The organism is Streptomyces sp. NP-1717 (genome assembly GCF_022695985.1).
Taxonomy (GTDB): Bacteria; Actinomycetota; Actinomycetes; order Streptomycetales; family Streptomycetaceae; genus Streptomyces.
In genome coordinates this window covers 79,630-99,036 of the sequence record NZ_JAAPBF010000003.1, presented here as the reverse complement: position 1 = coordinate 99,036, position 19,407 = coordinate 79,630, and the positions used below count along the sequence as shown (strand labels likewise).

15 protein-coding genes are annotated in these 19,407 nt (G+C 72.2%); 12 read left to right on the top strand and 3 right to left on the bottom strand.

The window, feature by feature from the left end; translation table 11 throughout:
* From GXP76_RS01300 to GXP76_RS01285, 4 genes are all read left to right on the top strand, one after another.
* The coding region (locus tag GXP76_RS01300) for a YdbC family protein (RefSeq protein WP_242569510.1) at positions 1-432 on the top strand (432 nt) is incomplete at its 5' end.
* Positions 433-505: 73 nt separating this feature from the next.
* Positions 506-1,165, top strand: coding sequence for a histidine phosphatase family protein (locus tag GXP76_RS01295; protein ID WP_242569509.1), 660 nt, complete (start codon positions 506-508; stop codon positions 1,163-1,165).
* 12 nt (positions 1,166-1,177) lie between these two features.
* Entirely contained in the window at positions 1,178-2,155 is a 978-nt protein-coding gene (locus GXP76_RS01290) for an ADP-ribosylglycohydrolase family protein (protein WP_242569508.1), read from the top strand.
* 277 nt (positions 2,156-2,432) lie between these two features.
* Complete coding sequence (locus GXP76_RS01285) at positions 2,433-4,331, top strand: DUF4153 domain-containing protein (protein ID WP_242569507.1); 1,899 nt, start codon at positions 2,433-2,435, stop codon at positions 4,329-4,331.
* Positions 4,332-4,607: 276 nt separating this feature from the next.
* Here the strand turns inward: GXP76_RS01285 and GXP76_RS01280 are convergent, their stop codons facing one another.
* Positions 4,608-6,161: an MFS transporter gene (locus tag GXP76_RS01280; RefSeq protein WP_242569506.1), complete on the bottom strand. Its 1,554-nt coding sequence runs from the start codon at positions 6,159-6,161 to the stop codon at positions 4,608-4,610.
* 130 nt (positions 6,162-6,291) lie between these two features.
* Here GXP76_RS01280 and GXP76_RS01275 point away from each other — a divergent pair, with 130 nt between their 5' ends.
* From GXP76_RS01275 to GXP76_RS01265, 3 genes are all read left to right on the top strand, one after another.
* Positions 6,292-6,918, top strand: a complete 627-nt coding sequence (locus GXP76_RS01275; RefSeq protein ID WP_242569505.1) for a TetR/AcrR family transcriptional regulator — start codon at positions 6,292-6,294, stop codon at positions 6,916-6,918.
* A gap of 169 nt (positions 6,919-7,087) precedes the next feature.
* Positions 7,088-7,798, top strand: coding sequence for a ribonuclease HII (locus GXP76_RS01270; protein WP_242569504.1), 711 nt, complete (start codon positions 7,088-7,090; stop codon positions 7,796-7,798).
* Positions 7,799-7,947: 149 nt separating this feature from the next.
* Positions 7,948-8,601: a hypothetical protein gene (locus GXP76_RS01265; RefSeq protein WP_242569503.1), complete on the top strand. Its 654-nt coding sequence runs from the start codon at positions 7,948-7,950 to the stop codon at positions 8,599-8,601.
* A 130-nt stretch (positions 8,602-8,731) separates the two neighbouring features.
* Here the strand turns inward: GXP76_RS01265 and GXP76_RS01260 are convergent, their stop codons facing one another.
* Together GXP76_RS01260 and GXP76_RS01255 are read right to left on the bottom strand one after the other, a co-directional pair.
* On the bottom strand, positions 8,732-9,358 hold the full coding sequence (locus GXP76_RS01260) for a hypothetical protein (protein ID WP_242569502.1): 627 nt from the start codon (positions 9,356-9,358) through the stop codon (positions 8,732-8,734).
* Between the two features lie 229 nt (positions 9,359-9,587).
* A complete protein-coding gene (locus tag GXP76_RS01255) occupies positions 9,588-11,759 on the bottom strand; it encodes a RecQ family ATP-dependent DNA helicase (protein WP_242569501.1) in 2,172 nt (723 codons plus the stop codon).
* A gap of 110 nt (positions 11,760-11,869) precedes the next feature.
* On the opposite strand from GXP76_RS01255, the gene GXP76_RS01250 reads away from it, so the two are divergent.
* The 5 genes from GXP76_RS01250 (at position 11,870) to GXP76_RS01230 (ending at position 19,280) form a co-directional block, all read left to right on the top strand.
* On the top strand, positions 11,870-13,240 hold the full coding sequence (locus GXP76_RS01250; RefSeq protein WP_242569500.1) for a DUF4192 domain-containing protein: 1,371 nt from the start codon (positions 11,870-11,872) through the stop codon (positions 13,238-13,240).
* 418 nt (positions 13,241-13,658) lie between these two features.
* Positions 13,659-14,423, top strand: a complete 765-nt coding sequence (locus GXP76_RS01245) for an NUDIX domain-containing protein (RefSeq protein ID WP_242569499.1) — start codon at positions 13,659-13,661, stop codon at positions 14,421-14,423.
* A gap of 140 nt (positions 14,424-14,563) precedes the next feature.
* Positions 14,564-16,309, top strand: a complete 1,746-nt coding sequence (locus GXP76_RS01240; RefSeq protein WP_242569498.1) for an ABC transporter ATP-binding protein — start codon at positions 14,564-14,566, stop codon at positions 16,307-16,309.
* A 158-nt stretch (positions 16,310-16,467) separates the two neighbouring features.
* Positions 16,468-17,355, top strand: a complete 888-nt coding sequence (locus tag GXP76_RS01235) for a FadR/GntR family transcriptional regulator (RefSeq protein WP_242569497.1) — start codon at positions 16,468-16,470, stop codon at positions 17,353-17,355.
* Positions 17,356-17,732: 377 nt separating this feature from the next.
* The gene (locus GXP76_RS01230; RefSeq protein WP_242569496.1) at positions 17,733-19,280 is read left to right on the top strand and encodes an RNA polymerase sigma factor; all 1,548 of its coding nucleotides are present in this window, start codon (positions 17,733-17,735) and stop codon (positions 19,278-19,280) included.
* Positions 19,281-19,407 lie beyond the last annotated feature (127 nt).

Genomic DNA, 19,407 nt, shown 5'->3' with positions numbered 1-19,407 from the left:
TACGACTCCTTTATGGCGCGCTCCCACGACCGGCTGGCCGCCGCGCAGTCGGGTACGTTCAGGGACCCCCAGGCCAAGCTCTTCGACTACCGCTTCGATGTGAAGACGGGTTTCGAGCCGAAGTTCACGGACGCGGACGTGGTCCGGATCGCTCACTGCAAGGTGCGCGAGGAGCGGGTCGAGCACTTCGCGCTGATGCAGGAGAAGGTGTGGAATCCGGCGATGGCCGGCTCGCCGGGGATGGTGCGCGGACTGTTCGGGGACGCGCCGGGCAACGAGTTCCTGGTGCTGTCGATGTGGCAGTCGGCGGCCGAGCACGGCAAGTACCGGATCGAGCGCGTGGAGCGGCTCACGCTGCGCGCGCAGACCGCTGCGGACGTGGCGGCCCTGGCGGGCGACGTCGTCCAGCTCGAACCCACCTGGACGGTGTGACGACGGGGACGGGTGTGACGCGAGCGGCGGGGGTCGCCGCCCCGTCCCCGGCCGGCCGATCTAGGGTCGACCCATGGTGAGACCGCGACGCATCGTCCTAGTCAGGCACGGCGAGTCGGAGGGCAACGCCGACGACACCGTGTACGAACGTGAGCCCGACCACGCCCTGGGGCTCACCGAGAGCGGATGGCGCCAGGCCGAGGAGACCGGTGCGCGGCTGCGCGAGGTGTTCGGCCGGGAGCGGGTCAGCGTGTACGTGTCGCCGTACCGCCGCACCCACGAGACCTTCCGCGCCTTCGGCCTCGACCCCGGGCTGGTCCGGGTGCGCGAGGAGCCCCGGCTGCGCGAACAGGACTGGGGCAACTGGCAGGACCGCGAGGACGTACGGCTCCAGAAGGCGTACCGCGACGCCTACGGGCACTTCTTCTACCGCTTCGCGCAGGGCGAGTCCGGTGCCGACGTGTACGACCGGGTCGGCGCCTTCCTGGAGAGTCTGCACCGCAGCTTCGAGGCGTCCGACCATCCCGCGAACGTGCTGCTGATCACCCATGGGCTGACCATGCGCCTCTTCTGTATGCGCTGGTTCCACTGGTCCGTCGCCGAGTTCGAGTCACTGTCCAATCCCCGCAACGGGGAGTCGCGGACGCTGCTGCTCGGTGAGGACGGGCGGTACACGCTGGACCGGCCGTTCGAGCGCTGGCGGACCCCGGAGCCGTACGGCATCACCAGTTAGAGTGAACGGGCGATGACCGCTGACACCACACCCTCTCCCGCCGACCCGAACCCGTCCGACCCGAGTCCGTCCGACCCGAGTCCGTCCGATCCGACTCCGCTCGACCCGCGCTTCCGGCGCGCCCTGGCCAGCCTGCGCGGGCTCTCCGTCGGGGACGCCCTCGGCTCACAGTTCTTCGTCCCCGTGAACTATCCGCTGCTGAAGCGGCGCGAACTGCCGCCCGGACCGTGGCAGTGGACGGACGACGCCGAGATGGCCACCTCCGTCGTGGCCGTCCTCGCCGCGCACGGCCGTATCGACCAGGACGCGCTCGCGCACTCCTTCGCCACGCACCACGACTTCGACCGCGGTTACGGCCCCGCCGTGAACCGCATGCTGCGGCTGGTCAGGGAGGGGGGCGACTGGCGGGAACTGGCCTCCGGACTCTTCAACGGACAGGGCTCCTGGGGCAACGGCGCCGCCATGCGCATCGCCCCGCTCGGCGCCTGGTACGCCGACGACCCCGAGCAGGCCACGCACCAGGCGGAGATCTCCGCCTACACGACGCACCAGCACCGCGAGGCCGTGGCCGGCGCCATGGCGGTGGCCGCCGCCGCGGCGCTCACCGCCGGGCCCGCCGGACCGCCCGCCCCGGAGGACCTGCTCGACGGCGTCATCGCGCTCGTGCCCCGCAGCGCCGTGGGAGCCGGGCTGCGCCGGGCGCGGGACATGCTCGACTACGACGACGCGGCGACCGTCGCCGCGGTGCTCGGCAGCGGTCGGCGTACGACGGCGCACGACACCGTTCCGTTCGCCCTCTGGTCGGCGGCGCGTTCGCTCGGCGACTTCGAACGGGCCTTCTGGACCACGGCGCAGGTGGGCGGGGACGTCGACACGAACTGCGCCATCGTCGGGGGAGTGGTCGCCGCCGTGGACGCCGGCGCGCCACCGGCGCGGTGGGTGGAGCAGACGGAAGCGCTGCCCGGCTGGCTGCCCGCGGGACCGCGCTGAAGACGCCGGCCTCCTGAAGAGTCGGCTTCCTGAAGAGGGGAACCGCGGCGGGAGGGCAGGCAGAGCCTTCCGAAGGTGAGCTCTCTGTAGAGGGCGCTCCGCCTCCACTGTCACGGTCCCGCCACAGACTGGCTCCGGAAGTGGTGACTCCGCCGCCTGGCGCTAGCCTCGGCCCATGCCGCCGCGTTGATCACCGACGGGCGTGCGCTTACGTGAGCCCGGGATCCGCGCGCCGCCCAGTCGCCGTGCGCACGGCACCGGGCGGTGAGGGGGGCCAGTGTCAGACACACCGTCGAATTCGAGTGGGACGCCGGAACCGGCATCGGCCGGGGAGCCGGAGCCGGGTCCGGCGCGCGAGCAGGAGACGCGGCGGAAGCAGGGCACGCAGGGCAAGGAACCGCAGTCGCGGCAATCACCGGAGACGTCCCAGCCGCGCGAAGCCGCTCCGGCCGAGGACGTAGAGGACGCGGTGCCGCACCCGCGCGGCGGCGTACCGGCGCACACCCGCGCCCCGGCGCGTGCCGGGGCGGCGACGGGGGGCGCGCCCCGAGGGCCCGCACCGACGCACACCGGACGCCCCCCGAAGCAGCGGCGTCCCGCTCATCCGACGCCGCCGCCCAACTGGCAGCAGTGGCAGCCGGCCCCGCACGAACCCCCCGTCTGGATCGGCGAGATCAGCTCCGACGAGCCCGCCGCCATCCGCGTCGCCACCCTGTGGTGCGTCGCCGTCACGGGTCTGCTCAGCGCCCTGCTGCTCGGCGACGGTCTCGGGCTCAACCTGCTGATCGTCACCGTGCCCGCCGCGCTCGCCGCGTACTTCGCCGCGCGCGAGGCCGGACGGCGACCGCGCCCCTGGACCCTGGTCTGGGCCGTCGGCGGCGTCGCGCTGCTCTCCGTGCCCGCCCTGCGCGACGCCGGGTGGCCGACGTTCCTCGCCGTGACGGCGGCGCTCGGGCTCGGTTCGCTCGCCCTGCACGGCTGCCGCACCTGGCTCGGCGTCATCCTCGGCCCGCTGGGGCTGTTCGGCTCGCTCGGTACGGGCCTCTTCTGGGGAGTACGGGGCGTACGCGAGCGCGCCGAGGGCTCGCGCGGCCGGTGGGCACCCGTCCTCCGTACGGCGGCCGTCGCCCTCGTACTGCTGATCGTGTTCGGCGCGCTCTTCGCGAGCGCCGACGCCGCCTTCGCCGATCTGCTCGGTGGTCTGACGCCCGACGTCTCGGTCGCCGACGGACCGTGGCGCACGGTGCTGTTCGTGGTCGGCGTCGTCGGGGCGCTCGCCGCCGCGCACACGGCGGCGGCGCCGCTGCGGTGGGACCGGATCACCGTCAAGCCCGGGGCCGCGCGCGGCCGGGTCGAGTGGGCGCTGCCGCTGGTCGTCCTCAACCTGCTGTTCGCCGTCTTCATCGGTGTGCAGCTGACCGTGCTGTTCGGCGGCTACGACAAGGTGCTGAGCGAGACCGGCCTCACCTACTCCGAGTACGCCACGCAGGGCTTCTGGCAACTGCTCGGCGCCACCCTCCTCACCCTGCTCGTGATCGGTCTCGCGCGCCGCTGGGCGCCGCGCGAGGGCGCCCGTGACCGCACGCTCGTCAACGCGGTGCTCGGCGTCCTGTGCGCCCTCACGCTGGTCGTCGTCGCGTCCGCGCTGCGCCGCATGGACCTGTACGTCGACGCGTACGGGCTGACGCGGCTGCGCGTCTCGGTGGCGGCGATGGAGCTGTGGCTGGGCCTCGTGATCGTGCTGATCATGGCCGCCGGCGCCGTCGGCGGGCGCTGGCTGCCGCGCGCCGTCGCGGTCAGCGGTGCGGCGGGCGTCCTGATCTTCGGTCTGATCTCGCCGGACGCGCTCGTCGCCGAGCGGAACGTCGAGCGTTACCGGACCTCCGACAAGATCGACATCAACTACTTCCAGCAGCTCTCCGCCGACGCCGTACCGGCGCTCGACACGCTCCCCGAGCCGTTGCGCTCCTGCGCGCTGGAGGGCATCGAGCGGGACCTGGGCGGCGCGGACGAGCCGTGGTACGCGACCAGTTGGGGTGAGTCGCGGGCGCGCGACATCCTCGCCGAGCGGCCGGCCGATCCTCGGTGGGAGGAGTGCTCGACGATGACCCGGCCGGACGGTTCGCTCGGCGAGCGCGACCCGTACGACGGTGGAACAACCGGCGACGGCCTCTGACGGCGCCTCGCCCGCCGGACCCGCGGGCGGCCCCCGGTGGCCCACGCCCGGGCCCGCCGCCTGGGCCTCCCACGTACGGGACGTCCTCCCCGGGGGATGTCCCGTACGTGTCTAGGGGGTGTCCGCGAAGTCCCGCCTGGCCCGCGACGCCCGGCACGGCACCTCGCCGCGTTGTCGGATCCGGCCGAGTACGCCCGGTACGAGTCCGATCCTCCGCCTTGCGATCGCACGCACCAGACTCCGCTCCCTGATCCGGCCTGATCGGCAAGACACCCCCTAGGCCACCGGCCCCGCGGCACCCGCCTTGCCGCTGAGCGCCTCCAGGTCGCTCTTGCGTACGCGTACCACCAGCGTCGCCGTCAGCAGCGCGAGGACCACCATGCCCACCGCGGCGGTGAACGCGGTCGAGATGCCCTGTGTCAGCACCTCGTGGCCCCAGCGTCCGGGCAGTTCGCGGGTCGCGGCGAACTGTGCCTTCTCGGCCGGTGACGCCTCCGTCATGAACGCCGGCACCTGCTTCTCCGCCTCGTCGCGGCTCGCCGTACCGAAGACCGTGACCAGGATGGAGAGTCCCAGCGAACCGCCCACCTGCTGGCTCGCGTTGAGCAGACCCGACGCGGCGCCCGCCTCGTGCTGCGCGACGCCGGAGACCGCCGTCAGCGTCAGGGTCACGAAGTTGAGCCCCATGCCGAAGCCGAAGAGCACCATCGGTCCGAGCACGCCGCTCAGATACGAGCTGTCCGGGGTGATCAGCGTCTGCCAGAAGAGGCCCAGTCCGGTGATGGTCGCGCCGGTGACCATGAAGGGCTTCGGGCCGAGCACCGGCAGCAGCCGCTGCGACAGGGCCGCGCCCAGGCCGATCGCCAGGGTCACCGGCAGGAACGCGAGGCCGGAGCGGATCGGGCTGTAGCCGAGCACGTTCTGCACGAACAGGACGATGAAGAAGAACATCCCGAACATGGCCGCGGCCAGGCTCAGCATGATGACGTAGGTGCCCGCTCTGTTCCGGTCGGCGAACATCCTGAGCGGAGTGATCGGTTCCTTCGCCCGTGACTCGACGACGCCGAAGGCGGCGAGCAGGACGACGGCCGCCGTGAACGAGCCGATCGTGAGCGAGTCGCGCCAGCCCTCCTCCGAGGCCCGGATGAACCCGTAGACGAGCGAGGCCATGCCCAGCGTGGACGTCGCCGCGCCGGAGATGTCGAAGCGGCCGGGGTGGCGCTTCGACTCGGTGATGTACATCGGCGTCAGGACGGCGATCAGCACGCCGATCGGTACGTTGACGAAGAACACCCAGCGCCAGTCGAGCCATTCGGTGAGCATCCCGCCGGCCAGCAGACCGAGCGCGCCACCGCCCGCCGAGACGGCGGCGAAGACTCCGAAGGCCCTGTTGCGTGCGGGTCCCTCGGGGAACGTCGTGGTGATGAGGGCGAGCGCGGTGGGCGAGGCGATGGCGCCGCCGATCCCCTGGAGGGCCCGGGCGGCGAGGAGCTGCCAGGGCTCCTGGGCGAAACCGCCGAGGAGCGAGGCGAGGGTGAAGACGAGGATGCCGGTCAGGAAGACGCGTCGCCGGCCGAGGATGTCGCCGGCGCGGCCACCGAGCAGCAGCAGGCCGCCGAAGGTGAGCGTGTAGGCGCTCAGGACCCAGGAGAGGTCCGTGGTGGAGAAACCGAGCGCATTCTGGATGTGCGGGAGCGCGATGTTCACAATGGTCGCGTCGAGCACGACCATGAGCTGACAGGCCGCGATGACGGCCAGCGCGATGCCGGGCCGTCCCTCCCGGCGGGCCGCACCCGGTTCGCGTTCCGCTTCGAGTTGAGAGGTTGTCACTACGGATCCCCCAAGTGAATTAGTGAACGGAAGCGTTCACTGTCCCGTTCACGGTAGTGAGTCCCCGTCAGTGAACGCAACCGTTCACTGAGGCTGCCGTCTGATTCTTTGCCTCATGGAGACATGCCTGATGGTTACTTCACGCTCGGCGGCCACCGCTCGGTCGCGGACGGTGGTGTCGCGACGTAGAGGGCCGGTGCTGGAACGCGCCATCCTCGACGCCGCGTTGGAGCAGTTGAGTACGGTCGGCTGGGCCGGCCTGACGATGGAGGGCGTCGCCGCGCAGGCGCAGACGGGCAAGGCCGCCGTCTACCGGCGCTGGCCTTCCAAGGAGGATCTCGTCGCCGACGCGCTGGCGGCGGGGCTCCCCCCGCTGGAGGACGCCCCCGATCTGGGCGGAATCCGCGACGATCTCTACGAGTTGACCCGGCTCGTCCGGGGCGCGATGTACTCCCGGCCCGGGTTCGCGCTCCGCGCCGTCCTGCACGAATGCGACCAGTCGGCCTCCGAGCGGTTCCACGCGCTGATCGTGAACGGTGTGATCGAGCCGTCGGCCAATCTGTTCGGTGAGGTCGTGCGCCGGGGCATCCGGCGGGGCGACGTACGGCCCGACGCCACCGGCTCGATGGTCTTCGACGTCATCCCGGCGGTGCTGATGTACCGGTCGAAGGTGTGTGGCAGCGAATGGCCCGACGAGGAGATCGCGCGGCTCATCGACGACGTCATGCTGCCGCTGCTCCGGCCGTCGTCGGACTGACGCCGCGAGTCCCGGGCGGTGAGAGAGTGCCGCGTGGTGTACGGCCGTGCGCCGAGGGCGCGTTGAGGGGGTGCGGCGCGCGGTGCCGGACAGCGGCGCCGGTGGTGACGTACGGCCGGGGAACCCGGGGTGTCGCGCGGGAAAGTGGCGGCGTAACCTTGATGTCGCCATGCCGTACGAACCACCCACCCACGCAGTGGAGCGATCGCTCCGCGCCACCACCGGTGCCAAGATCATCGCTGGTGTCGACGAGGTCGGACGCGGAGCGTGGGCGGGGCCGGTGACGGTCTGCGCGGCCGTCACGGGTCTGCGCCGGGCCCCCGCCGGGCTCACCGACTCCAAGCTGATCACTCCCAAACGCCGTGCCGACATGGCGCTGGAGCTCCAGTCGTGGGTGACCTCGCACGCCATAGGGCACGCCTCGCCGGAGGAGATCGACGACCACGGGATGACCGCGGCGCTCCGTCTCGCCGCCGAACGCGCCCTGGACGCGCTCCCGGTGAGGCCCGACGCCGTGATCCTCGACGGCAAGCACGACTACCTCGGCAAGCCCTGGCAGGTCCGGACGGTCATCAAGGGCGACATCTCCTGCGTCTCGGTGGCCGCCGCCTCGGTGCTCGCCAAGGTGCGCAGGGACGCCATGATGGCCGAACTGGACGCCACGTCCGAGGAGTGCGACGGCTTCGCCTTCCACGACAACGCCGGATATCCCTCGCCGGTGCACAAGGCGGCGCTGGCGGAACGGGGGCCGACGTCGCACCACCGGCTCTCGTGGTCCTATCTCGACGCGCTGCCCCGGTGGCGCCATCTCAAGAAGATCCGTATCTCCGCCCAGGCGGAGCTACTGGAGAGCGAGGGCCAGCTCGGCTTCGACTTCTGACCCGAACGACCTGAGGTGACCGGCCTGTCCGGTTTCCGACGGATACGGCCCGTGCATCGCCCCGGCCGTACTCGGCAAGTACAACGTATGGGCACAGATGTGCCCACCCGCCGGTGACTTGCGCTCCGGCGTTTGATAGACATCCACCCATGCCTCTCACTCCCGAGGAGCCTCAGATTCACGAGAGCGCCCAGGGTCCCCGCGCCACTCCGGCCACCGGCCGCACCGCGTCGACCCCCCGTCCCGTACCCGGCCCCCGTCCCGTACCCGGCCCGCGTCCCGTTCCCGGGCCGCGGTCCGCGGCCACACCCCGTCCCGGAAATCCGGGCCGCGGTCCCGCGAGGCCCGCACCGCCGGAGCGCTCGCAGGTCCCCGCCGAACGGCCCGCCGCCGTCCCGCGGGAGACCTCTTCCGTCCCCCAGGTCCAGCTGATCCCCGCCTCGGTGGACGGTGCGCTGGACGCGGCCGAGGAAGCCGTCGACCTGCTGCTCGACTCCGGTCGCACGCCGGGCGACATCCTCGTGCTCACCACCGGCGAACAGCACCCGTGGGCCACGCACGAACTGTCCTTCGGCGCCGCGTCCTACTGGGACCAGCACGACACGGGCGAGGACGTGTTCTTCGCGGACGCCTCGGCCGTGGACCGCGCGAAGGCGCGGCCCGTGGTCGTCGTCGCGCTCAACGGCGGTGACGACAGCGCCGTCGCGCGTGTCCTGCCGACGGCGCGTGAGCGTGCCGTCGCGCTGCTCGTCGTGTGCGGTGACCCGCAGCGGGTCAACTCCGTGCTCGGCGCGGGCGTCTGACAGGGATCCCACCGGGTCGCGCGGCACGGCCTCCGGGCCGCGCGACCGCGTGATCCGTGCCGGCCCCCGCGCCCGGTGCGCCCGGCTGCCTCTTTCGGGCGGCCGGGCCGAAACCCGTGGACACGGTGGGTCAGCGGGCCGCCACGCGGCGCGACGCCTCCACCGCGCCGCCTCCGGAACGCAACGGTGAGGCAGTGGAGTCGGACACCGTCTCGGCGAGATCCTCCGGCGCCGAATCGGTGTTGGGCCGGCGGCCGCCCCGCCCCTCGCCGAGTACCTGCCAGCCCCCACGCGTCAGCGTGATGTACGCGCCGCAGCGCAGGCCGTGCAGCGTGCAGGCGTCCCGCAGGCCCCACATCCAGGCCCCGTCCTCCTCCGTCCAGCGCTCGTCGCCGTCGCGGCAGTAGAGGAGGACGGCGGTGCGCACCGGCGTACGGCGGCGCAGATCGTGCGGGATGACCCGGCGCAGGTGTGCCAGCAGGGCGTTTCGGAACTCCCACCCGTCGACCGGCACCGCCCGTGGGGCGAACGAGGCGCTGGCGGCGAGCCGTTCCTCATGATCGAGGACGGCGACGACCGCCGTCGCCGGAGTCGGCCGGTGCCGGGAGTGCAGACCGCTGACGACCTCGCGGGGACTGCGGAGCAGGGGTATCCCGGCCTCCGCCCATTCGGCGGGCTCCAGCATCCTGGCGAGGCGGGTGACGGAATCGGCTGTCGTGATCGATGAGGCTGCGGACGGAGCGAATCCGAAGGTCACGTTCCTCCCTTCGCATACGCGCCCACAGTGCGGGCAGGGTCGGGTGAGGCACGCCGCGGCACGGTCCATCCGGACCGCGGACGATCCGACCGTGCGGGGGGCGTCTCCAATTCTTGCGGGCACTTGGGCAGGCGGCAACGAGCAATTGGCCCTGCTGACCGGAATGAGCGGTAATGGCGCTCATATCCCTGCCTTAACTCTTCCCCTCCAGGGGCCCTCTGATACGTGGTCACGTCTGAACGGCGAGCACCAACGGGAACACCCCTTCGGCTCCGGCCCGGCGCAGCAGCCGGGTGGCCACGGCCAGCGTCCAGCCGGTGTCGGAGAGATCGTCGACGAGCAGGACGGGGCCCGCGGCCGAGGTCAGGGCCCCGGCCAGCTCCCGTGACACGGTGAACGCCTCGTGCAGCGCCCGGACCCGCTGGGCGCTGTTGGTGCGGGAGATACGGGCTCCCTCCGCGCCCGGCGCGTACTCGACCGTGCCGAGCAGCGGCATCCGGCCCACCTCGGAGATCCGGCTGCCCAGCGACCCCACGAGCTGGGGCCTGCTCCGCGACGCGACGGTCACGACGCCCACCGGGCGCGGCGGCGCGTCGTCGAGCCCGGACGCCCAACCGCCGGGCCCCTTGGCCCAGTCGGCGAGGACGCTCACCACGGCGTCCACCACGTCGCCGGGGACGGGGCCGTCCGGCGACTGGGGCGCGAGCATCGGGCGCAGCCTGTTGCCCCACCCGATGTCCGAGAGCCGGCCGAGCGCCCGGCCGGGGAAACTCCGCTCACCGGCGGGAACACGGCCCCTGAGGTCGACACCCACGGCGGTCAGCCCCGTCGGCCACATCTTGCGCGGCTCGACGTCCACCCCGGGCCTGCCCAACTCGCCCCGGGCGGCGTCCAGCGCGCCACCGGAGACCTTGTCCGTGAACCGCGCCCCCGCGCAGTTGTCGCACCGGCCGCACGGCGCGGCCTCCTCGTCGTCCAGCTGGAGCCGCAGGAACTCCATCCGGCACGCCGTCGTCGTCGCGTAGTCCCGCATGGCCTGCTGCTCGGACTGCCGCTGGCGCGCCACCCACGCGTACCGCTCCGCGTCGTACACCCAGGGCTGCCCGGTGCTCGTCCAGCCGCCCTTGACCCGGTGCACCGCGCCGTCCACGTCGAGCACCTTGAGCATCGTCTCCAGCCGTGTGCGCCGCAGCTCGACCAGCGGTTCGAGAGCGGGCAGCGACAGGGGCCGGTCCGCCTGCGCCAGGACGTCGAGCGTGCGCCGGACGAGCTCCTCGGGCGGGAAGGCGACGGAGGCGAAGTACTGCCAGATGGCCTCGTCCTCCTTGCCGGGGAGCAGCAGCACCTCGGCGTGCTCCACCCCGCGTCCCGCACGGCCCACCTGCTGGTAGTAGGCGATGGGGGAGGAGGGGGAGCCGAGGTGGACGACGAATCCGAGATCGGGCTTGTCGAACCCCATTCCCAGCGCGGACGTGGCGACCAGCGCCTTGACGCGGTTGGCGAGGAGATCCTCCTCGGCCTGCTGCCGGTCCGCGTTCTCCGTACGGCCCGTGTACGACGTGACCGTGTGGCCGCACTGGCGCAGATAGGCGGTGACCTCCTCGGCCGCGGCGACCGTGAGGGTGTAGATGATCCCGGAGCCCGGGAGCTCGACCAGATGATCGGCCAGCCAGGCCAGCCGGTGCGCGGCGTCCGGCAGCCTGAGCACGTTGAGACTCAGGCTCTCCCGGTCCAGCGCTCCGCGCAGTACGAGTGCGTCCGTCCCCGCCCCCGTGCCCAGCTGTTCGGCGACGTCGGCCGTCACCCGCGCGTTCGCCGTAGCCGTGGTGGCCAGCACCGGGACGCCGGACGGCAGCTCCGCGAGCATCGTGCGCAGCCGACGGTAGTCGGGGCGGAAGTCGTGGCCCCAGTCGGAGATGCAGTGGGCCTCGTCCACCACCAGCAGGCCGGTGGCCGCCGACAGGGCGGGCAGGACCTGATCGCGGAAGTCGGGATTGTTGAGCCGCTCCGGGCTGACCAGCAGCACGTCGACCTCGCCGGCCGCCACCTCGGCCTGAATCGTCTCCCACTCCTCGGAGTTGGACGAATTGATCGTGCGCGCGCTGATTCCCGCGCGGGCCGCGGCCTCCACCTGGTTGCGCATGAGCGCGAGCAGCGGGGAGACGATCACCGTCGGGCCGCTGCCCCGGGCGCGGAGCAGGGACGTCGCGACGAAGTACACGGCGGACTTGCCCCAGCCCGTCCGCTGCACGACGAGTGCTCTGCGTTTGTCTGCGACGAGTGCTTCGATGGCCCGCCACTGGTCCTCGCGCAGGCGGGCGGCGCCGGTGGGGTCGCCGACGAGGCGGGCGAGGACGGAGTCGGCCGAGGCCCGGAGGTCCGCACGTTCTGCGTTGGTCATGTGCCCATGCAACCTGATGGCCCGGACAAAGCGCGAATGCCGGAGCCGGCCTGTGGATAACGTTATCCACAGGGGTCGCGGGATTCCGGCTTCCGCGGGACGGTCGAGCCATGAACAAGCACAGCGAACCGACCCGTCCCGCCGACGAGCAGCAGGTCACCCTGCGCAGCCCTGCGGAACTCGCCGACGCCCTGCCATTCCTGATGGGCTTCCACCCGTCCGACTCGATCGTCCTCGTCGCGCTGCACGGCGACGAGGGCCGCTTCGGCGGGCGGTTGAGGCTCGGGATCCCGCGCTCGGCCCATGAGTGGGCGCCCGTCTCCGAGCAGCTCGCCGAGTGCCTGGTGGAGGGGAGCCGGCGGCGCGGGGGCCGTCCGGACGGGATCGTCGCCTTCCTCTGCCAGGACCCGGAGGACGGTGACACGGGCCGTGGCGTGCGCGACCGGCTGCATCCGCTCGCGCAGCTGATCCGCACGAGCTTCGGCCGCCTCGACATCCCCGTGCACGAGGTGCTCTGCATCTCCGACGGCCGTTTCTGGTCCTACTGCTGCCCGGACACACGCTGCTGCCCGCCCGAGGGCAGTCCGCTGGCACTGCCGGGCACATCCGTGATGGCGGCGGCGTCCGCCTACGCGGGGATCCAAGTGCGCGGTTCCCTGCGGGAGATGGAGGCCCGGCTGGAGCCCTGGCGCGGCCCGGCGGACAAGGCGGCCAAGCAGGAGCGGGCGCTGGACGAGGCGGCGGGCGCTCTGGTGCCGAGGATTCTCGGCGGTGGGAGCCGCGAACAGGTCGGTGAGTCCACGCTCCGGGCGGCGCGCGGTCTGATGGACCGCCTGGCCCAGACACCGCCCGCGCCGCCACGCCGCCAGGAGCCGGGGCGGGCCGGCGCGGGCGTCGGTGACGGCACGGACCGCGGGGACGACCGGCTCATCGGCGACGACGAGGCGGCGGCGGTCATCATCGGTCTTCAGGACCGGGAGATCCGCGACCGTGCGGCGCAGTGGATGGAGGGCCCCGACGCGGAGCCCGCGCTACGGCTCTGGCGGGCCCTGGCCCGTCGCTGCGTCGGTTCCTACGCGGAACACGCGGTCGCCCCGCTCACCCTGGCGGGCTGGGTCGCCTGGTCCTGCGGGGACGAGCCGGCGGCCCGGGTCGCGCTGGGGCTCGCACTGCGTCTCGACCCCACGTACACCTTCGCCCAACTCCTCCACCAGGCATTCAACGAGGGGCTGGATCCGGAGACGCTCCGGCGCTGTATGCGTACCCAGCACGCCGCCGCGGCGGGCCCCGGGCCGCGCGCGACGCGCAGGACCACGGTGAAGCAGGCCAAGAAGTCGGTGAAGAGGGCGGTGAGGAAAGCGGTGATCAAGAAGGCGTCGACCCCGGCGGTGCCGTCACCGAGGACCCGTCCGGGCACCCCGGCGGCACGCGCCCGGACCGCCGGCCGCAGCGGGCAGCGCGGCACGAAGAGCGGCAAGTGAGCGGGGGAGCGGCGCAGACCTCGGCACACCGTGCGGGGGAGGTGACCGCACCTGCCGCGGGCCGTACGGGTGGTGCTTCCGGGGCGTGAGAGGCCCGTCCGTCGCACTCGGCGTGAGGGCGGAGGGGTGGGGCCGTCGTCCGGTGACGCCGAGCAGGTCGCCCGGCGTCCGCGTGTACCGCGAACGGCGGTTCGGCGGGTGCGCACGCCGGACCCGGCAGGACGGGCGCCCGAGAAGTGCTTCCGCCCGGCCGGGCCGTGCGCCCCGCCGTCGCCCGGTCCCGGCGCACGGTCCTCGTGCTCGCTTCCGGGAAGCGAACAGACAGGCGGACAGGTAGGCGGCCGCAGCGCGGGGAAGAAGTCGGCGGACCTGACGAGAACGGGTGTTTATCGTCAGGCAGACGACTAAGATCACCGCCATGTCGCCCTACGACCCGTCGGCTTACCCCTCGTTCGCAGTCACCGTCGACCTGGTCGTGCTCACCGTGCGCCGCCACGCCCTGTGCGCGCTGGTCGTGCGGCGGGGTGAGGCGCCCTTCCAGGGGCGCTGGGCGCTGCCCGGTGGCTTCGTCAAGGGCGATGAGGATCTCGGCGCGGCGGCGGCGCGCGAGCTGGCCGAGGAGACGGGGCTGTGCGCGCACGATCCCGCGTCACCCGCTCCCGCGAACGGCGCCCATCTCGAACAGCTCGCCACCTACGGCGACCCGGCGCGCGACCCCCGGATGAGGGTCGTCAGCGTGGCCCATCTCGCGCTCGCGCCCGACCTTCCCGCGCCCCGCGCGGGCGGTGACGCCAACAGCGCCCGCTGGTCGCCCGTGGACACGCTGCTCGACCACGAGAGCGGGCCGGGCCGGGACGGCGAACAGCCCGTGCCGCTCGCCTTCGACCACGCGCGCATTCTCGGCGACGGGGTGGAACGGGCCCGTTCCAAGATCGAGTACTCCTCCCTGGCCACCGCCTTCTGCCCGCCGGAGTTCACGGTCGGCGAGCTGCGCCGGGTGTACGAGGCGGTGTGGGGCGTCGCGCTCGACCCCCGTAACTTCCACCGCAAGGTGACGGGCACCCCCGGCTTCCTGGTGCCGTCCGGCGGCACCACCACACGGCAGGGCGGCCGGCCCGCGCAGCTGTTCCGGGCCGGCGGGGCCACCGTGCTCAACCCGCCGATGCTGCGCCCCGAGGTCTGACCCCACCCGTCGGCGGGGGAGCCCGCACCACCAGACACCCGGCGCCGCACCCCTGCGCCATAAGTCGGACATGTCGCGTTATCTTGCTGCGGTACCCATAGTGCCGCCGAGCGGTCTCACCCTCCCCGCGAGAGATAACGATGCTCCAGGCCATCGGACTCACCAGCAGCCCCCGCCGCGACCTCCCGCCCGCCGTGGACGATCTGACCTTCGAGGCCCCCGCCGGAGCCGTCACGGCGCTGCTCGGCGCCGAGGGCGCCGGCAAGACCACCGCCCTGCGGCTGATGCTCGAACTCGAATCCGGCCGGGGGATCACCTACTTCCGGGGCCGCCCTCTCCACCGGATCGCCCACCCGGCGCGCGAGGTCGGTGTCCTGCTCGGCGACGTGCCCGGACACCCCGCCCGCAGCACCAAGGGGCAGCTGCGGATGCTTTGCGCCGCGGCGGGCGTCCCCGCCGCGCGCGCCGACGACCTGCTCGACCTGGTCGGTATCGGCGCCCTGCGCGACGAACCGCTCGGCGCCCTCTCCCTCGGCATGGACCGCCGACTCGGCCTCGCCGCCGCCCTGTTGGGAGACCCGCACACTCTCGTCCTCGACGAACCCGCCGCCGGTCTCCCGCCCCGCGAGAGCAACTGGCTGCACGGACTGCTCCGGACGCACGCGGCCCACGGCGGCACCGTTCTCTACACCACCGGCGATCCCAAAGAGGCGGCCCGCACCGCCGATCGCGTCGTCACCCTCCATGAAGGCCGACTCGTCGCCGACCAGGACGTCGCGGACTTCGCCCGCACCCGGCTGCGCCCGCGCGTCGTCGTCCGGACGCCGCACGCGGCCCGCCTCGCCGACGCGGTGAACCGCGAGGCGCGGGCCGGCCGCCGCTCCGTCGAGGTCCTCGCCGAGAGCGGCGGCCGGCTCACCGTCTTCGGCAGCGACTGCGCCGAGTTGGGCGAGACCGCCTTCCGGCACGGCATCCTCGTCCACCAACTCGCGGACGAGACCGGAGACGCCGGCCCGCCGCCACCCGCAGCCCCGCCAGCGCCCTCAGCCGCACGGCAGACTCCCTCGCGGTCCGACGCCGACCTCCTGTCGCCCCCGCTGTCCGCGCGGCCCGTGCGCAGCCCCCTGCGCCCGTTCCGGTACGAGCTGCGCCGCTTCCTCGGCGTACGGACCCCCTGGCTGGTCGCCGCCGCCGTCCTGGTGGCCTCCCTGGCGCTGAGCCTGCCGCTCGCCCGTACCGGCAACACCCCCCTGCCCGGCCTCCTCGCGGCCTGGCCCGGATTCCTGCCGCTGCCGCCCGCCGCCCTGGGCGCCGGGCTGCTCGGGGCGTTCGCCTTCGGTGACGAGTACCGCTATCCCGCGCTCGCCGCGGGACGCGGCACCGTTCCGCGCCGCCTGGGCCTGCTGCTGGCCAAGCTCACCGTCACCGCCATCGCGGCCCTGCTGCTCGCGGCTCTCACCGTCGCCGCCGACGCACAGGCGATGAGACTGGTGTACGGCGGCGGAACGGACGTGGTGCCGCCGGACTGGCCCGCGCTCGTGGTCAGTTGGGCCGGGCTGACCGTCGGCTGCGCCTGGGCGGGTCTGCTCGGGGCCGGCATCTTCCGTGTGACAGGCGCCGGTGTCGCCGCCGTGCTGGCGGTACCGGTCGTCGTCGTCCCCCTCGTACAGAAGGGGCTTGCCGTTCCGTCGGCGCGTTCGATCGTCGGACTCCCGGGCAGGCTGCGTGAACTGGCCTGGCCGCACTGGCCGGAGGCGGTCGACCGCTGGCTGGCGGCGACCGGCCGGGTCCTCGCCCAACCCGTGGGGGCGGCGCTGGCACTGTCGTTGTCCGCCCTGCTCTGCGCGTATGTGTTCACCAGCCTTCGCCGCAGGGCCCGTTGGTGATCGCTGAGCGACCGGAGCTGTCGCACTGCCCATAACTCCCTGATTGCGCCCACTTCTTTACGATAAGTCGTCAATCGAAGGGCGGGCGCCGATCACCCTTTCGTGTGCTTTTCACCAAAGACCTCAAGGGGCCCGGGAACAGAGCCGACAAAGGATGCGTGAGTACCCTTGCGCACACCATGATGACCGCCGCCCGCGCCGTCGACTCCGGGCTCCCGGCCCCGGGCGGAATCGACCGCTACCCCTACGCGGAGACGCCCGGCGCCGACCGCATTCCCGCCCCCGCCTGGGACGGCGCGGAGAACGAGCTGGGCCGGGTCGGCCGCCGCTCGGCGGGCAGCCGGGGCCGTGGACTGCACGGCCAACTCGTCCAGCAGCTAGGCCAGATGATCGTCTCCGGCGACCTGGGCGCCGACCGGCCGCTCGTGCCGGAGGAGATCGGACAGCGTTTCGAGGTCTCCCGCACGGTGGTCCGCGAGTCGCTGCGCGTCCTCGAGGCCAAGGGCCTCGTCAGCGCCCGTCCCAATGTCGGTACCCGCGTCCGGCCGGTCAGTGACTGGAATCTGCTGGACGCCGACATCATCGAATGGCGGGCGTTCGGCCCGCAGCGCGACGACCAGCGCCGCGAGCTGAGCGAGCTGCGCTGGACCATCGAACCCCTCGCCGCGCGGCTCGCCGCCGGCCACGGACGTGAGGACGTCCAGCAGCGGCTGGCCGACATGGTCGAGATCATGGGCCACGCCATCGCCCAGGGGGACGCGATCACGTTCTCGCGCGCCGACGCCGAGTTCCACTCCCTGCTGATCCAGCTCGCGGGCAACCGGATGCTGGAGCACCTCTCGGGGATCGTCTCCGCGGCCCTCCAGGTCTCCGGCGGCCCCGTCACCGGCTGTGACCGCCCGAGCGACGCGTCGCTGGCGCACCACGCGCGGATCGTCGAGGCCCTGGCGGCCGGCGACGGTCAGGCGGCCGAATCCGCCATGCGGCAGCTCCTGATGGTCCACCCGGAAGTGGAGCGCGTCGTTCCGGCACCTCGCGAGCACTGAGCGTGTCACCGGGGTACTGAGGGCGAGTCCCGCGGTGCCGAGCAGGAAGACGAAGGTCAGGACGGACGGAGGCGTACGCGTCACGTGCCGCCGGACCCACGGGCCCGGCGGCACTAACGTGGGATATGACCCTTCTGGTTGTTCTGCCGTAAATGGGGTGTGACTCGGGCCACGTGGATTGGGCGTAACACTCCACGAGGCAGGGCGATGACCTAAGAGGTGACAGCCACGGAGGGAATAGCGCCACGAAGGGTGGCGCTGTATCCAGCTCCGAGGTCCAGCCCGCGCCGTCGGCACATCCCCAGTCGACGGTCGTCGGCTCCGCCCCGACCCCGGGGGGAGCCGGAAGCCGTTTCCATCGTTCCGAGAGGTTGTTCGTGTCGGCCAGCACATCCCGTACGCTCCCGCCGGAGATCGCCGAGTCCGAGTCTGTGATGGCGCTCATCGAGCGGGGAAAGGCTGATGGGCAGATCGCCGGCGACGACGTGCGTCGGGCCTTCGAGGCTGACCAGATTCCGCCAACCCAGTGGAAGAATGTTCTGCGCAGCCTCAACCAGATCCTCGAGGAAGAGGGTGTGACGCTGATGGTCAGTGCCGCGGAGTCGCCGAAGCGCGCCCGCAAGAGCGTCGCTGCGAAGAGCCCGGCGAAGCGCACCGCCACCAAGACAGTCGCCGCCAAGACCGTTCATACGAAGACAGTCGCGGCCACCGCCGCCCCGGCGGCCGAGTCCGTCGAGACTCCTGGCGACGAGACGGCCGCGCCCGCCAAGAAGGCCGCGGCGAAGAAGACCGTGGCCAAGAAGGCGGCGGCGAAGAAGACCGTGGCCAAGAAGGTCGCGGCGAAGAAGACCGCCGGCAAGAAGGACGCCGACGAGGCCGCCGACGGCGAGGAGACTCCCGAGGAGGTCCAGGCCGGCAAGGGCGAGGAGGAGGAGACCGAGGGCGAGAACAAGGGCTTCGTCCTCTCCGACGACGACGAGGACGACGCGCCGGCCCAGCAGGTCGCCGTCGCGGGCGCCACCGCCGACCCGGTGAAGGACTACCTCAAGCAGATCGGCAAGGTCCCGCTCCTCAACGCCGAGCAGGAGGTCGAGCTCGCCAAGCGCATCGAGGCGGGTCTGTTCGCCGAGGACAAGCTGGCGAACGCCGACAAGCTCGCCCCCAAGCTCAAGCGCGAGCTGGAGATCATCGCCGAGGACGGGCGCCGCGCCAAGAACCACCTGCTGGAGGCCAACCTCCGTCTGGTGGTCTCGCTGGCCAAGCGCTACACCGGCCGCGGCATGCTCTTCCTGGACCTGATCCAGGAGGGCAACCTGGGCCTGATCCGCGCGGTCGAGAAGTTCGACTACACCAAGGGCTACAAGTTCTCCACGTACGCCACCTGGTGGATCCGGCAGGCGATCACCCGCGCCATGGCCGACCAGGCCCGCACCATCCGTATCCCGGTGCACATGGTCGAGGTCATCAACAAGCTCGCGCGCGTCCAGCGCCAGATGCTCCAGGACCTGGGCCGTGAGCCCACCCCGGAGGAGCTGGCCAAGGAGCTCGACATGACCCCCGAGAAGGTCATCGAGGTCCAGAAGTACGGTCGTGAGCCGATTTCGCTGCACACTCCGCTGGGCGAGGACGGAGACAGCGAGTTCGGTGACCTCATCGAGGACTCCGAGGCCGTCGTCCCGGCGGACGCGGTCAGCTTCACGCTTCTCCAGGAGCAGCTGCACTCGGTGCTCGACACGCTCTCCGAGCGTGAGGCCGGTGTGGTCTCCATGCGCTTCGGTCTCACCGACGGCCAGCCCAAGACGCTCGACGAGATCGGCAAGGTCTACGGCGTGACGCGTGAGCGCATTCGTCAGATCGAGTCCAAGACGATGTCGAAGCTCCGCCACCCGTCACGTTCGCAGGTTCTGCGCGACTACCTGGACTAGGCCGGTCGCTCCGACTGACGCAGCCCCTCCTGAGGGCCCGACATCCCCGCGCGGGATGCGGGCCCTCAGGCGTTGCGGGGATGCGTTTGTCGGCTCAATGGGTGACTCTGTGTGAGTAGGAGTCACC

Bases quoted from the DNA above. Each gene is read 5' to 3' on its own strand.
- GXP76_RS01245 (WP_242569499.1), top strand. From the start codon at position 13,659: ATGTCGCCCTACGACCCGTCGGCTTACCCCTCGTTCGCAGTCACCGTC.
- GXP76_RS01265 (WP_242569503.1), top strand. From the start codon at position 7,948: ATGCCTCTCACTCCCGAGGAGCCTCAGATTCACGAGAGCGCCCAGGGT.
- GXP76_RS01290 (WP_242569508.1), top strand. From the start codon at position 1,178: ATGACCGCTGACACCACACCCTCTCCCGCCGACCCGAACCCGTCCGAC.
- GXP76_RS01275 (WP_242569505.1), top strand. From the start codon at position 6,292: ATGGTTACTTCACGCTCGGCGGCCACCGCTCGGTCGCGGACGGTGGTG.
- GXP76_RS01295 (WP_242569509.1), top strand. From the start codon at position 506: ATGGTGAGACCGCGACGCATCGTCCTAGTCAGGCACGGCGAGTCGGAG.
- GXP76_RS01250 (WP_242569500.1), top strand. From the start codon at position 11,870: ATGAACAAGCACAGCGAACCGACCCGTCCCGCCGACGAGCAGCAGGTC.
- GXP76_RS01255 (WP_242569501.1), bottom strand. From the start codon at position 11,759: ATGACCAACGCAGAACGTGCGGACCTCCGGGCCTCGGCCGACTCCGTC.
- GXP76_RS01270 (WP_242569504.1), top strand. From the start codon at position 7,088: ATGCCGTACGAACCACCCACCCACGCAGTGGAGCGATCGCTCCGCGCC.
- GXP76_RS01240 (WP_242569498.1), top strand. From the start codon at position 14,564: ATGCTCCAGGCCATCGGACTCACCAGCAGCCCCCGCCGCGACCTCCCG.